General features: G+C 68.6%; 10 protein-coding genes and 1 pseudogene. 4 read left to right on the top strand and 7 right to left on the bottom strand.

Going from position 1 to position 14,237, the window contains the following annotated elements:
* The 6 genes and pseudogenes from ABT063_RS52500 to ABT063_RS45920 form a co-directional block, all read right to left on the bottom strand.
* Positions 1-87, bottom strand: a pseudogene (locus ABT063_RS52500) (DUF3418 domain-containing protein); the annotation flags it as partial.
* Between the two features lie 1,340 nt (positions 88-1,427).
* Positions 1,428-1,598, bottom strand: a complete 171-nt coding sequence (locus ABT063_RS45940; protein WP_351067116.1) for a hypothetical protein — start codon at positions 1,596-1,598, stop codon at positions 1,428-1,430.
* An 11-nt stretch (positions 1,599-1,609) separates the two neighbouring features.
* Positions 1,610-1,909, bottom strand: coding sequence for a hypothetical protein (locus tag ABT063_RS45935; protein ID WP_351067115.1), 300 nt, complete (start codon positions 1,907-1,909; stop codon positions 1,610-1,612).
* 494 nt (positions 1,910-2,403) lie between these two features.
* Positions 2,404-3,825 (bottom strand): DEAD/DEAH box helicase, encoded by a 1,422-nt coding sequence (locus ABT063_RS45930; RefSeq protein ID WP_351067113.1) that lies wholly within the window; start codon positions 3,823-3,825, stop codon positions 2,404-2,406.
* A 564-nt stretch (positions 3,826-4,389) separates the two neighbouring features.
* Complete coding sequence (locus ABT063_RS45925; protein ID WP_502991024.1) at positions 4,390-5,760, bottom strand: RICIN domain-containing protein; 1,371 nt, start codon at positions 5,758-5,760, stop codon at positions 4,390-4,392.
* A gap of 31 nt (positions 5,761-5,791) precedes the next feature.
* Positions 5,792-7,222: an endo-1,4-beta-xylanase gene (locus ABT063_RS45920; protein WP_351067112.1), complete on the bottom strand. Its 1,431-nt coding sequence runs from the start codon at positions 7,220-7,222 to the stop codon at positions 5,792-5,794.
* 798 nt (positions 7,223-8,020) lie between these two features.
* On the opposite strand from ABT063_RS45920, the gene ABT063_RS45915 reads away from it, so the two are divergent.
* Positions 8,021-9,487 (top strand): non-reducing end alpha-L-arabinofuranosidase family hydrolase, encoded by a 1,467-nt coding sequence (locus tag ABT063_RS45915; protein WP_351067111.1) that lies wholly within the window; start codon positions 8,021-8,023, stop codon positions 9,485-9,487.
* 497 nt (positions 9,488-9,984) lie between these two features.
* Positions 9,985-10,530, top strand: coding sequence for a transposase (locus ABT063_RS45910; RefSeq protein WP_351067118.1), 546 nt, complete (start codon positions 9,985-9,987; stop codon positions 10,528-10,530).
* A 9-nt stretch (positions 10,531-10,539) separates the two neighbouring features.
* Here ABT063_RS45910 and ABT063_RS45905 read toward each other — a convergent pair whose 3' ends face one another.
* Positions 10,540-10,959, bottom strand: a complete 420-nt coding sequence (locus ABT063_RS45905; RefSeq protein ID WP_351067109.1) for a VOC family protein — start codon at positions 10,957-10,959, stop codon at positions 10,540-10,542.
* A gap of 634 nt (positions 10,960-11,593) precedes the next feature.
* Here ABT063_RS45905 and ABT063_RS45900 point away from each other — a divergent pair.
* Both ABT063_RS45900 and efeB read left to right on the top strand, forming a co-directional pair.
* Positions 11,594-12,853, top strand: coding sequence for an EfeM/EfeO family lipoprotein (locus ABT063_RS45900; RefSeq protein ID WP_351067108.1), 1,260 nt, complete (start codon positions 11,594-11,596; stop codon positions 12,851-12,853).
* Positions 12,850-14,064, top strand: a complete 1,215-nt coding sequence (efeB, locus tag ABT063_RS45895; RefSeq protein ID WP_351067107.1) for an iron uptake transporter deferrochelatase/peroxidase subunit — start codon at positions 12,850-12,852, stop codon at positions 14,062-14,064. Before ABT063_RS45900 ends, efeB begins: the two co-directional genes overlap by 4 nt.
* The last annotated feature ends 173 nt before the right edge of the window (positions 14,065-14,237 follow it).

Here is a 14,237-nt window from a genome sequence, read left to right as displayed (position 1 = left end):
GTTGCGAATGAAAAGCTCGCGAGAGACCTCGGGATCGATCCGGCCGTAGTTCACCTTCCGCTGGGCGACGATCGGGACGCCGTACAGCTCCTTGATGTCGGACGGCTCCTGCGGCTCGATGCCGTTGAAGCGGTGGCGGAAGTCGCTGAAGGAGAGGACGTCGTCGGCGTAGCGACGGCGGGCGTCGCTGTAGGCGTCCTGGGCCGGCAGACGCAGTACAGCCACGGTCTCGTGCGGTGACAGTTCCTCCGGCCACAGGACCGAGGCGTCCTCCACGGGCATCCGTTCGATGTCCGTGCACAGTTGGGCGCGGATGTCGTACTCGGCGCTGTCGTGGGCGAAGAAGTCGGCGACGAGGTCGCGCAGTGCCGACTCGCCGGCCTTCTTGTCGACCTGACTGCCGGTGAGGGCCCTGACGTTCGCCGAGCGGGGCGCTGCGGAGATCTTGGCGGCGTGGTTGGCGGCGGCCAGGGTCTCGACGGCCGGCGGGAGCGGGCGTCCGACGCGGGTGAGTGCTTTGGCGGCAACGCGGGCGGCAGCGCCCGCGAGCTGGAGCTGCTGGTCGCTCTGGCTGGGCTGCTTTTCCAGCAGGTCCTGGACTTTGGCGTATTCGGCGATGTTGCCGAAGGGCAGGGTGGGGTGATTGACGAGGAGGAAGTCCTGGGTGGTGTTGCCGTCGTCGAGGGCGCGGGCGCCGGGCGCGCCGATGACCTTGATGGCCATGCCGCGCTGGACGGGAACCTGGTCGGAGCGCAGGTCTCCGGGGACGGAGGAGAAACGGACGATCACCGGGTAGGTGGCCGGTTCGGCGAAGAGGCCCTGGGCGAGGTGGGCCGGGAGGCCGGACCGGACGCGCAGTTCGCCGGCGAGGACGCCATGGCTCTTGGCGTGGGCGTCGCGCAGGCCGTGCCGGTGTTTGTCGGCGACCTGCTGGTTGGCCTTGCCCATGGCCGCGACCACCTGGCGGATCAGTTCCTCCTCGTCAGGGAAGTGCTGTTCGAGGCCGGAGCGGTAACGGACATACGAACGGGGTGTAGTCATGGAGGCCTCCGCGCGAGGGTGAGGGTCAGATGCTGCCGAGCCACCGGATGGCGGAGAGGCTGGGCATGAAGAAGTACTCGCCGCCGAGCAGGGTGTTGAAGGACTGGATGTTCTGCACCCTGCGGGGCGGGCTACCGGGCAGGGTGAAGTAGGCGCCACTTCAGCGGCGACGTGCACGCGCGGCGTGCCGAAGGGGAACTCCCAGTTCTTGGGCGCGTTCACGCCGGTGTCGCGCAGCCGCTCGGCGCGCGCGGCCATCCCCGCGCGGAAGTTGGCGGGGAAGGAGCCCAGTGACACCTCCGGCACGCCCAGCGCCACCAGTCCCCGGTAGCTGAGGGCGAGGGCCGGCCAGGACGGCCGGGGTTCATCCCAGCGGGCCGCCGAGGTTACCCGCGGGGCCAGTCTGCGCAGCAGTCCCTGCCCGCGGCGGGCTCGGTGATCTCCAGGATCGCGTGGGTGCCGAAGTAGGGCTCGGGCCGCGCCCGCAGCAGCGTCGCCTGGATGTCGTCGAGATCCAGAGTCGGGGGTCGGCGCAGGCGATGGAACGGGGAGGGCATGATACGGGGCCTCAGTTGAGGTCGGCCAGGAAGCGCTGCACGGCGGCGTCCTGCCGCTTGAGCCGGCCGGCCTCCGCGACCGTGAGGCTGGGGTGGGCGACGAACCACGCCTGCGCCGGGACCTGGTACTGGACGATGAAGTCCTTTACATCGGGCGAGGTGATGCCGGGCCAGCCCTCGACGTTGCTGAACAGGTAGTCCATGAAGTCGGGGATCTTGGTGGCGAAGTCGTCGATGCAGGGGTCCCACTCGCCGTCGAAGGCGGTCGCGAACAGCAGCTTGGTGTCGTTGTCGAGGAACACGAAGCGCATGTTGTGCAGCGTGCCGACCTGAGCGGCAGGATCGTCGTCAGCTCGGACACCTCGCCACTTTTGGCGCCGATCCGGCCGACGCTGCCTGCCACTTGAATATCTCCACACATCTGATTATATCATCAGTTTCCGGTTGTGGTTTGTCAACGTGTCACTCACCCTCGACTGCCCAGGGCTCCACCGGGACGTTCACGGTCAGCGGCGCCGAGTACGCCTTCGCCACCATCGAGAGCTGCGATGGCATCACAGCCGACACGTTCGCCATGTCAGCCGTCGGCCAGAGCACCCCGCATCCTCGATGAGGAGTGGGGAGACGCTTCTGACGAATGCCGCTCCCGCGTGGCGGCCGCGGCAGTCGTCAGTGGACGGCGCATCCGCGGCCGCGTTGCGGGATGCCGGCGGCGCCGTCCGGTGTATCCCGGCCGATCTCCGGTCCCGGGTATCCGTCCAGCAGCGTAGACGAAGACACCGCCCGGCGGTCCGGGAAGCCGGTCTCAGCCGCCGCGCCGCACCCGGGCCGCTTTGCGGGCCTCCGCGAGCTTGCGGGCCTCACTGCTCTTGCGGGACGGCCTGCCGCCGGAACCGCCCTCGGCGCCCTTGGTGCTGCCCAGGCCGCGGAACGGGGCGTTGTGGTTCTTGGGGCGCGGTACAGCCGGCCCGCCGTCAAGCAGCTTTCCGGAGGGGGCCTTGGCGCCGGTGATCCGGCTCAGCTCCGCCTCGCCGGACCGCACTTTGGTGACCTTGGGGGCGACATCGGCGTCCGCCATGACCTGGCTCGTCTCGCGGCGCTGTGCCGACAAAACGAGTGTCACGACGGTGCCGGAGCGGCCGGCCCGGGCCGTGCGGCCCGCGCGGTGCAGATAGTCCTTCGGGTCGGTGGCCGGGTCGACGTTGACCACGAGGTCGAGGTCGTCGACATGCAGGCCGCGTGCGGCGACGTTCGTCGCCACCAGCGCGGTGACCTGCCCGTTCTTGAACTGGTTCAGGCTCCGGGTGCGCTGCGGCTGGGACTTCCCGCTGTGCAGTGCGGCGGCGGCCACGCCGCTGGCCCGCAGATGCCGCGTGAGCTGGTCGACGCCGTGCTTGGTGTCCAGGAACAGCAGGACGCGGCCGTCCCGAGCGGCGATCTCCGTGGTCACGGCGTACCGGTCCGGGCCGTGCACGACGAAGACGTGGTGCTCGATCGCGGAGACCGCGCTGGACGAGGGGTCCACGGAGTGAACGGCGGGGTCGCGCAGGTAGCGCTGCACCAGCTGGTCGACGTCGCGGTCGAGGGTGGCGGAGAACAGCATCCGCTGCCCGTCGGGACGCACCTGGTCCAGGATCTCGGTGACCTGCGGAAGGAACCCCATGTCACACATCTGGTCGGCCTCGTCCAGGACCGCGATGCGCACCCGTCCCAGTCGGCAGCCCTTGCGCTCGATGAGGTCGTGCAGCCGACCGGGCGTGGCGACGACGATCTCGGCGCCATCCCGCAGCACGGCGGCCTGCCGTCCGATGGACACTCCGCCCACCACGGTCGCGAGCCGCAGCCGCAGCGCCTCGACGTACGGGGTGAGCGCCTCACCGACCTGCTGCGCCAGCTCCCTGGTAGGCACCAGAACGAGCGCCAGCGGCTCTTTCGGCTGCGCGCGCTGCCCGGCCGTCCGGGCGAGCATCCCCAGGCCGAAGGCGAGCGTCTTGCCGGATCCGGTGCGGCCCCGGCCCAGGACGTCCCGTCCCGCGAGCGCGTTCGGCAGCGCCGCCGCCTGGATGGGGAAGGGCACAGTCACACCGTGCTCATCGAGCGCCCGCAGAACCTCGGCCGGCAGCCCCAGCTGCGCGAAGGACGCCGCCGTAGGCGGCGCCGAAGCGGCGCCCGACGCCTCGGACACATCGTCCTGCTGCTGGGCATCGGCACGTGCTGATTCGCTCACAGAGAGCCTTCCTCCGAAGGGACCGTACCGGGGAAGGCGCGGCAGGGACGCGGCCACGAGCCAGAGACACCGAACGGAGACCGACACAGCGACGCCGCAAACGCGTAACGCTAGCACGGGACACGCCGCCCGGGTCTGTCGTGGTCACGCCGCTCAGCCGAGGGACGACAGCCGGACCGGCCTGCGCGGACTGTCTCGACGCGCCTGGACCACAAGGCCTCCACCTGTGGAAACGGCCCTGCCCCGGACCTTGTGGACGCCAGAAGACGCTTCGAACAACCTGCGCCAATGGTGCCACAGGGACACTCCCAGCATCGGCGCCCAGCGCGGCACCCGGCACCCGGCACCCGGCACCCGGCACCCAGATGCGGACCAGGAGAGGACCGACTTCGCATTTCCTCTGGCGTTTTCCAGACTCCAGGGAGTTCGCCCCGGGCCAACCGCGGGCCGAACGGCGCCGAGGACGGTGGGGCCAGTGGCGGCTGGGAGGCCCTGAACCGGGCGGGATGGACGTCGACGGAGTGGAGCCAGGATCATCCTGGCTCCACCCGTGGTGCGGGGATGTCACTGGAACTGTGCGAAGAACCTCCAGATCTCTGCTTTGGTCCAGGTGGCGACGCCGCTTTCGCCGGAGGAGCCGTCGACCGGACCGGGTATGTGGCCTCCGTCGAACGCGGCCCATTGGACCGGGTATCCGGCACGGCAGCCCGAGTAGGTGGTGGTGATGTGCGTTCGGCTGCCCGGCGCGGGCTCGCGCGGGCTCTGGGGGGTGCAGCCGTTGTTGCTGACGAATCTGTCGCGCAGGGACCGTCCTTGCCCGATGTTGAGGACGGAGTCGCTGATGCCGTGGATTCCGAAGTAGGCGATGGGCTGGGTGCCGCCGCTGCACCCGCTGATCTGAGCTCCGGAGATGACCGCGACGGCCCTGAAGACGTTCGCCCGGCTGCATGCGAGTGCGTAGCTCATACCGCCGCCCCAGCTGAATCCCGTGGCGAAACGCTGTGCCGGGTTGACACAGAGGCCGCCCTCGATTCGCCGGATCATGTCGTCGACGAAGGTGATGTCCTCACCGCCCGAATTGGCCCAGCCGTTGCCGAGGCCCTGGGGGGCGACGAGGATCGCGCCGTTGTTCGACTGTTCCTGTTGGCCGTAGTAGGACCAGGCGTTCCCGCTTGTGCCGCCCGAGGCGACGTCGCCGGCGGTTCCGCCCCGCCAGTGGAACGCGAAGATCAGCCGGTAGCGGTGGCTGTTGTCGTAGTTGGCGGGAACCCTGAGGATGAAGCTGCGGCTCTTGCCGCCGCTCTGAATCGTGTGCGTACCACTCGCCAGAGTCGGGGCGCTGCCGCATCCGCCGCCGCCACCGGACGACAGCTTGATCATCTGCCATTGCTGGTTGGCGCCGCCCCAGTCGGAGTACTGGACGACGTTGCCGCCGTCGGCGCCGGAGGCACCCTGCACCTCCACCGCCTTGCCGCTGGTGCGGTTGATCAGCCGGACGTGGCCCGCATCGGAGTCGGCCAGGCGGAACTGCTGGTTGGCCCCGTTGTGGTCGGCCCACTGCTGGATCGCGGCACCGTCTGCGGTCGAGGCGCCGGCCACGTCGAGAACCTTGCCCGAATGCCGGGCCTTGAGGCGGTAGAAGCCGCCGCCGGAGTCCACGAACTGCCACTGCTGGTGGGCTCCGTCGTTGCGCGTCCACTGGCTGACCCGCGCACCGTCGGCGGTGGACGCGCCAGAGACGTCCAGCGCCTTGCCACTGTTGCGATTGACCAGGACATACCAGGCATTGGTGTCCACGGTCGCCGCCTCGGCGGGCGCCGGATTCACCGCGGCGAGCATGCCGATCGCGAGGGTCGCCGCCACCACGGCGGCGATCCGGGACCACCAGCGATGTCTGCGTGGAGGGGCGGGGGAAGCCGCACCGTGGGTCTTCATCGATTCACCCCTTCGTTTGTGGCAGCTCCCATCAGGTGCGGGTCCAGCGTTGGTTGCTGCCGTTCGAGCAGGAGTAGAGCTGGATCAGGGTGCCGTTGGCGGTGCCGCCTGCGACGGCGTCGAGGCAGAGGCCGGACTGGACGCCGACGATGGATCCGTCGGAGTTGAGGCGCCATTTCTGGTTGTCACCGCCCCAGCAGCCGTAGATCTGGACTTTGGTGCCGTTGCCGGTGCCGCCGGCGTCCAGGCACTTGTTGCCGTAGGCCCTGAGCTCGCCGGCGGCGGTGTACGTCCACTGCTGGTTGGTGCCGTTGTGGCAGTCCCACAGGTGGAGCTGGGTGCCGTCGGTGGTACTGGTGCCGGGCACGTCCAGGCAGCGGCCCGAACCGACGCCCTTGATCGGTCCGGAATCAGAAGGAGGCGTAGAGGAGCCGCCGTTGAGTGCGTTGAGGACAGCGGTGTAGGCGGGCTTCTTGCTCCCGTTGCCGTTGAACAGCAGCGGCGTGTGCTCCGGTCGCCAGGAGTCGGTGTCGCGCACACCCCAGACGGTGATGCCGAGGCAGCGCGGGACGGCCAGGCAGTCGTTGGTCACGTTGGCGTAGGTCGTGGCCGGGGCACCCTGGATGTCGAGTTCGGTGATGGCCACGTCGACGCCGAGGGCGGCGAAGTTCTGCAGGGTGGTGCGGAAGTTGCTGTTGTAGGGGCTGCCGCTGTTGAAGTGCGACTGGAAGCCGACGCAGTCGATCGGCACGCCTCGCTGCTTGAAGTCTCGGACCATGGCGTACATGGCCTGGGTTTTGGCCCAGGTCCAGTTCTCGACGTTGTAGTCGTTGTAGCAGAGCTTGGCAGCCGGGTCGGCGGCGCGCGCGGTGCGGAAGGCGACCTCGATCCAGTCGTTGCCGGTGCGTTGCAGGTTGGAGTCGCGCCGGGCTCCCGAACTGCCGTCGGCGAAGGCCTCGTTCACGACGTCCCACTGGGCGATCTTGCCCTTGTAGTGGGCCATCACGCCCTTGATGTGGTCGATCATCGCCTGGCGCAGCGTGTTGCCGCTGAGGCTCTGCATCCAGCCGGGCTGCTGGGAGTGCCAGGCCAGGGTGTGGCCGCGCACCTGCTTGCCGTTCTGCACCGCCCAGTTGTAGACGCGGTCAGCGGCGGTGAAGTTGAACTGGCCCCGCTGCGGTTCGGTGGCGTCGATCTTCATCTCGTTCTCGGCCGTCACCGAGTTGAACTCACGGCCCGCGATCGTCGTGTACGCCGAGTCACCCAGCCTGCCCGAGGCGATGGCGGTGCCGAAGTAGCGGCCGCTCTGCGCCGCCGCGGCGCCGAGCGTGCTCTCGGCGGCGTGTGCGGTCGGCGGCGCGACCAGTGCGGTGACCACACCGAGGACGCCGACGACCAGCACCAACAGCAGGCCGCGGATCTTCCGGCGGATAACGGATCCGGGAAGGGCATACGAGCCCATGACTGTGCCTCCAAGGGTAGAAATCACGGAAGGACTGAAGCGCAGGGAATGCGTCGTCCGCTCCCACTCGGCAGACGGACGAGGCGGGCCGGAACCCGGCAGCACGGAACCACCGGACACCGCGGTCATGGGACCGGGACGATCTCAACCGACACGGACGGCACCCGGTCGGCCGTCGGGTGACGTACGGGCGGGCGGCGGCGATGTTTCGACACAGGCATGGGGGCACTCCATCGCGGCTCAGCCGGGGGACCGCCCCGCGGCGTCGCGTACCTCTCCGACTGCGCGAAGAGCCAGGCTGCGCCGGTGCGAACCTCACCGGAACGTGACGGGGTGGCGCAGGTGCTTCGGTGCGTGGATCTGTCGTGCAGCTGTGCGTGGATCTGCCGTGCAGCACAGTTTGCCCAGGGCCGCCGTGGTTCGATATCTCGAACTATGGCTGCGTTCTCAGACAGGGATGATTGAGGTTTTGACGATGGATCGTCAATACTCCCCGCAGAAGAAGTTTCGGTTTTCCGATCGAAACATTCGAGAGCCCGGCGAGCCGGACAGCGAACCCCCGCGCAAACTCCGGAGTGTTTCCGGCCTGCGCGACAGCTTGTCAAGCCCAAAGAGTAGGCGCTGTTTGTAGACAGATCGGCGACAGGCCTTGACCAGAGGGCCCCACATTCCTAGCTTGTGGCGTCAAAGCTTCCGGGAATTCTTCGAAACGTTTCGAGATCGTCCCTGCCCCCCCGGCAGTCCGCTCTGCGGTTCATCGGGGTCACCTCACCCCCGCCCCCAAAGGAGTGCCCTCTGATGTGGTCTCGCCTTCCGTCCCCGGTCCGTCCAAGACGCTTACTCGCCGTCCTTGCGCCCTTGCTGCTCGTGGCCACCTTCCTCGGTGCCCAGCCCGCCGGCGCGGCGACCGTAGACCCCAACGCCTCGTATGTGCTGGTCAACCGCAACAGCGGCAAGGCCCTGGACGTCTACAACCTGGCGACCGGCGACGGCGCCCGCATCACCCAGTGGACCAGGAACGATCAGAACCAGCAGCAGTGGCAGTTCGTCGACTCCGGCGGCGGTTACTACCGCATCAAGTCCCGCCACTCCGGCAAGGTGCTGGACGTCCACAACTTCTCCACCGCGAACGGCGGCTCGATCGTCCAGTGGGCCGACCTGAACGGCACCAACCAGCAGTGGCGGCTGGCCGACAGCTCGGACGGCTACGTGAGGCTCATCTCGCGCCACAGCAACAAGGCCCTCGAGGTACAAGGCGCCTCCACCGCCGACAACGCGAACGTCGTCCAGTACGACGACTGGGGCGGCACCAACCAGCAGTGGCAGCTCGTCAAGGTCGGCGGCGACAACCCCGGCCAGTGCGATCTTCCGTCGACATACCGCTGGACATCAACGGGCGCGCTGGCGCAGCCCAAGCCGGGGTGGGTCTCGCTCAAGGACTTCACCGTCGCCCCCTACAACGGCAGGCAACTCGTCTATGCGACGACGCACGACACGGGGACGAGTTGGGGTTCGATGAACTTCGGCCTGTTCACCAATTGGTCGGAGATGGCGTCGGCCAGCCAGAACACGATGTCAGCTTCCACCGTCGCGCCCACGCTCTTCTACTTCGCGCCGAAGAACATCTGGGTGCTCGCCTATCAGTGGGGCGGGACCGCCTTCTCCTACCGGACGTCGAGCGACCCCACCAACCCGAATGGCTGGTCATCCCAGCAGGTGCTCTCCACCGCCAGCATCAGCGACTCCGGGACAGGACCCATCGACCAGACGCTCATCGGTGACGGCACGAACATGTACCTGTTCTTCGCCGGTGACAACGGCAAGATCTACCGGGCCAGTATGCCGATCGGGAACTTCCCGGGCAGCTTCGGCTCGACCGCGACAGTGGTCATGAGCGATACGAGGAACAACCTGTTCGAAGCCCCGCAGGTCTACAAGCTACAGGGCCAGAACCGCTACCTCATGATCGTCGAGGCGATCGGCTCGCAGGGCCGCTACTTCCGCTCGTTCACGGCCACCAGTCTGAACGGCTCATGGACACCCCAGGCCGCGACCGAGAGCAATCCCTTCGCCGGCAAGGCCAACAGTGGCGCCACCTGGACCAACGACATCAGCCATGGCGAACTGATCCGCACCAGCGCCGATCAGACCATGACCGTCGATCCCTGCAATCTGCAGTTGCTCTACCAGGGGCGCAACCCCAACTCCGGCGGGGACTACGGCCTCCTGCCCTACCGTCCGGGTCTGCTGACACTGCGGCGCTGACGGCGTGACACGGGTCCGGCTCCGGTATGGAGCCGGCGTGGCGGGCTCGGCGCAAGGCCGAGCCCGTCCGGGTCACGCGACAACGTCAGCGCTCACACGGCGACGGAGCGCGGGGTCGGGCAACGCTCACCAGCCCGAGGGACATCCCGGCAAACGGACGGGGCGGGCCGGAACCCGGGCAGCACGGAATCACCGAACATGGCGCGCTCGGCCGGCCCGAACCCCGAACAGGCCGAGGCCACGCACTACGACCCGGACCCACCGCAGAGAGTTCCGACGGCCCGATGGAGGCCATCCGCATGTTCAAGATGGCCAAGACCTCCGCGATCAAGTCCCGGTCGCAGGCGATCAACCAGCTCAAGGCCGTTCTGGTCACCGCCGATCTCTGCGCGAGGCCCTGACCGGCCTGAGCAACCCCAAGCTCATCCGCAAGTGCTCCGAACTGGAAGCCACAGACGGCACTAGTCCCGGCTGCTGCAGCCCGCCACACCCTTCGGCTGCTGGCCAGACGGATCCAGCACCTCACCGAAGAGATCAATGACCTCACCGCAAGGATCACCGCCGCGATCACTGCCCGCGCACCCAAGCTCCTGGGCCGCTACGGCGTCGGCCCGGACACATCGGCCACGTTGCTGATAGCGGCCGACGACAACCCGGACCTGATGGGCAGCGAGGCATCCTTCGCCGCACTCTGCGGCGTCAGCCCGGTGGAAGCATCCTCAGGCAAGACCCAACGCCGCGGGCTCAACCGCGGCGGCGACCGACAAGCCAACTCCGCTCTCTACACCATCGTCCTGGCTCGCCTCCGCGGGGACACCCGCACCCGCGACTACGTGGAACGGCGCGTCAGCGAGGGGAAAACCCGTCGCGAAGCCATCCGCTGTCCCAAACGCTACGTCGCACGCGAGATCCACCAGACGATCGTCCCGCCCAGGAGCAAGGCGGCACCCCCGCCAGCCGCTGCTTGCATCCATAGGGGCATCAAGCTCGCCGTCCGCTACGAGGCGACAGCCCTCGTAGTGGCCATCAACGAATGGCTGTGACCGTCAGCATCACACTGCCGGGTCGCGCACCTGCGCAACGATGATCACGTTCCCGTACAGGTCGGCCAGGTGCAGCGACCGGCTGTCGGCGTCTTCCCGTTCGTTCCATACCCGCACCCCGTGCCCGAGCAGGTGTTCGCGGACCGCGTCCAGGTCGGCGGTGTAGAGGACGAGCAGAGGCTGACCGCCGCACTGCTTGCCGATCAGTTCGCGTTCCCGGTCGCTCGTGGCGGTCATGAGCCAGAGGCCGACCGCCACCTGGCCGGGCACTCCGATATGCAAGTAGCGATAACCGTCTGCCGTCTGGTCGTGCAGGACACAGAAACCGAGAAGGCCGCGGTAGAAGGCCAGGGCCGCATCGGGGTCGTCAACAAGGACAACCACCCGGCCGAGCCCCAAGAGCAGGCTCTTTTCAGCATGAGGAGTCATGATCGGCACCCTAGACCGGGCCACTGACAGCAAACCGAACCACTCGGGACGGCCGCACCCGGCAGGGCAAGATCGACTTTCGCAACAGGCCCCAGCCCGAGGCAAGATCCGGACCGTACACGGGCCAGCTGGCCGCACATGATTCGAGTGTGGGACGTTTTCACAGGTCAACGATGCGCCACTGATGTACCACCAGCAGACGAAGAACTCGCTGGTGAACTACTCGCCGAAGATGCCGGGCTTCTCCCAGGAACAGAAAAGGGGCATCTGGCCAGGGCATACGCCCGCCAGGCGTCCTTCTCGCGGCACACCTGAACAGCGAGTCGAAGCACGCTGCTCTGCCCGGCTCGGCGCGCGCCCCTGCTGACCTGCTCGGCCCAGGCGGTCCCAGCGAAGTGGAAGCCGTGCGGCCAATGCCTCATCGGCAGGCCTTGATACGGAGGCTCACCTCCCGCCACGGGCCCTGCGTCCCGATGACCGCGCAGGCCATGACACTGGCACGCGAGCGGGTGAACTGCGGACGAATTCTGGCTTTTCCTCTGGTCAGGACCTGGTCAGGAACGAGGTTGCGGCTCTGCGGCCTGCTTAGGCTCGTCTCCGCCGCCTCGTTCGTACGACTCCCAGGAGGCCCGGCGTGCCCGAAGCCGCCCTTGACGCCGACGCCGCATCCGGCGCCATACCGCCCCCGCCCGACCCCGCCACACGGCGGCGCACGGTGCTGCTCACGGGCGGCGCCCTGGCGGCCGTGGCAGCGATCACTGCGGGCATGCTGACGGCCGGAGGTTCCGGTGAGAGCAGGGACGCACCGGCCGCGGCCGACGGCCTGCGGCACACCACCGTCGAGGTCGCCCCCTCCGGCTGCGGACGCGGCTGGACGCACCCCGCTCCGGGCCGCCAGGTGTTCGACCTGAGCAACACCTCCAGTACGGCGGCCGAGGTGTATCTGACCGACCCGCAGACGGGCGCGGTCTACGGCGAGGTCGAGGGGCTCGCCCCGGGCACCGTCCGCCCGATGCCGGTGGCCCTCGGCAACGGCTCGTACGCCTTCAAGTGCCTGCCCGACGACGCTGACGCCGTCACGGGCCCCACCGTGCGGATCACCGGCGCCGACGTGAAGAGCGGCCCGGCCGCTGTCCCCGTCTCCCAGCAGGACCTCATCCCGCCCACCCTCGCCTACCAGAAGTGGATCCAAGCCCGCACCATCGAGCTGGCGAAGAAGACCGACGTACTGCGCGACGCCATCGACCGAGGAAGTCTCGCCGCCGCCCGCGCCGCCTGGCTCTCCGCGCACATGGTGTACGAGCGGATGGGCGCCGCTTACGGCACGTTCGGCGACGCCGACGCGGCGATCAACGGAACCACGGCCGGGCTGTCCGGCGGTGTCCACGACCCCGGCTTCGCCGGGTTCCACCGCATCGAGTACGGCCTGTGGCACGGCGAGGCGGCGAGCAGCCTGCGCGGCCCGGCCGACCGGCTTGCCGAGGCCGTAAAGGCATTGCGCGACAGCTGGCCCACCCAGCGGATGGACCCGGCCGACGTCGGCCTGCGCGCGCACGAAATCCTGGAGAACACGCTGCAGTTCGAGATGACCGGCCGCACCGACTACGGCAGCGGCACCAGTCTGGCCACAGCCCGCGCCAACCTCGACGGCACCCGCGCACTGCTCGGGTACCTGCACCCACTGCTCAAGACCCGCGACAGCGGCCTCGCCGAACTCGACTCCTGGATGGACCGCACCCAGCACACCTTCGACGCCTTCGACCACGACGGCCGCTGGACACCGCTGGCCGGACTCACCCGCGCGCAGCGGGAGAAGGCCAACGCGGACGTGGGCGAACTGGTCGAGCGACTGGCCGACGTGGCCGCCGTCACCGACGTACGGAGGACCGCGTGAACACCGTAGGTCGCCGGGGCTTCCTGGCGGGGGCGGCCGCCGTAGCCGGCACCGGACTCGTGGCCGCCGACCACAGCGCCGCATCCGCCGCCGCACAGTCCCGCGAGAAAGCGGGCTTCCCCTTCCACGGCCGCCACCAGGCCGGAATCACCACCCCGGCGCAACGCACCACCGCGGTCGTGTCCTTCGACACGACCGCCGAGAACCGCGGCGAACTGACCGACCTGCTGCGCACGCTCACCGACCGGGCCCGTTTCCTCACCACCGGCGGCAGCCCGGACCCACTGGGCATCACCGCTCCCCCGGCCGACTCCGGCACCCTCGGCACGGACCTCCCGGCCGACTCCCTGACCGTCACCGTCGGCGTCGGCGCCTCGCTCTTCGACGACCGCTTCGGCCTCGCGAACCGTAAGCCGCATCGGCTCACCGCCATGCCGTCGTTCCCCGACGACGACCTGGACGCAGCCTGGTGCCACGGCGACCTGAGCGTGCAGTTCTGCGCCGCCAACCCAGACACCGTGCTGCACGCCCTGCGCGACGTCGCCCGGCACACCCGCGGAGGCATGCAAGTGCGCTGGCGCATGGACGGCTTCGTCAGCCCGCCCCGCCCCTCCGGCACGCCCCGCAACCACATGGGTTTCAAGGACGGCACCGCCAACCCCGACGTACGCGACACCCGCGAGATGGACCGCCTCGTGTGGGTGGGCCCAGGCAGCGGCGAGCCGGACTGGACACTCGGCGGCAGCTACCAGGTCGTGCGGCTGATCCGCATGCTGGTGGAGTTCTGGGACCGGGTCTCCCTCACCGAGCAGGAGCGGATGTTCGGCCGCGCCCGCGACACCGGCGCACCCCTGGACGGACGCCACGAGACCGACAGCCCCAACTACCCCCAGGACCCCAAGGGCGACGTGATCCCGTTGGACAGCCACATCCGGCTGGCCAACCCGCGCACCACTGCCACCGACGACCAGCGGATCCTGCGCCGCGGATACAACTACGAACGTGGCATGGACAGCAACGGCAACCTCGACATGGGCCTGCTGTTCTGCTGCTATCAGCAGGACCTGGCCCGGCAGTTCGAGACAGTGCAGGAACGGCTGGCCGGCGAACCGCTGGTCGACTACATCACCCCGTTCGGCGGCGGCTACTTCTTCGTCCTGCCCGGAGTGCGGGATACCTCCGACTGGCTGGGGCGCGGCCTGCTGACCTGATCTCATCTGCCGGCGCGGTCAAGAACAGGCCAAAAGACCATGGGCGTTTCCTGAAGGACCATGGGTTTTTCCTGACCGGGCGTTCGCTCCCCCGTCTTGGCGCTCCCCCAGCATTGCCGGGGATCCCGCCGTGTTCGGCACGGCCATGGATGCCACAGCAGCGGAACTCAGCG

Source organism: Streptomyces sp. NPDC002838, assembly GCF_040295365.1.
Lineage (GTDB): Bacteria > Actinomycetota > Actinomycetes > Streptomycetales > Streptomycetaceae > Streptomyces.
Note: the sequence above shows the minus strand (reverse complement) of the source record. Positions and strands in the feature narration are given on the sequence as shown.

Bases quoted from the DNA above. Each gene is read 5' to 3' on its own strand.
- ABT063_RS45940 (WP_351067116.1), bottom strand. From the start codon at position 1,598: ATGCCCTCCCCGTTCCATCGCCTGCGCCGACCCCCGACTCTGGATCTC.
- ABT063_RS45915 (WP_351067111.1), top strand. From the start codon at position 8,021: ATGTGGTCTCGCCTTCCGTCCCCGGTCCGTCCAAGACGCTTACTCGCC.
- ABT063_RS45905 (WP_351067109.1), bottom strand. From the start codon at position 10,959: ATGACTCCTCATGCTGAAAAGAGCCTGCTCTTGGGGCTCGGCCGGGTG.
- ABT063_RS45925 (WP_502991024.1), bottom strand. From the start codon at position 5,760: ATGAAGACCCACGGTGCGGCTTCCCCCGCCCCTCCACGCAGACATCGC.
- ABT063_RS45935 (WP_351067115.1), bottom strand. From the start codon at position 1,909: ATGCGCTTCGTGTTCCTCGACAACGACACCAAGCTGCTGTTCGCGACC.
- ABT063_RS45920 (WP_351067112.1), bottom strand. From the start codon at position 7,222: ATGGGCTCGTATGCCCTTCCCGGATCCGTTATCCGCCGGAAGATCCGC.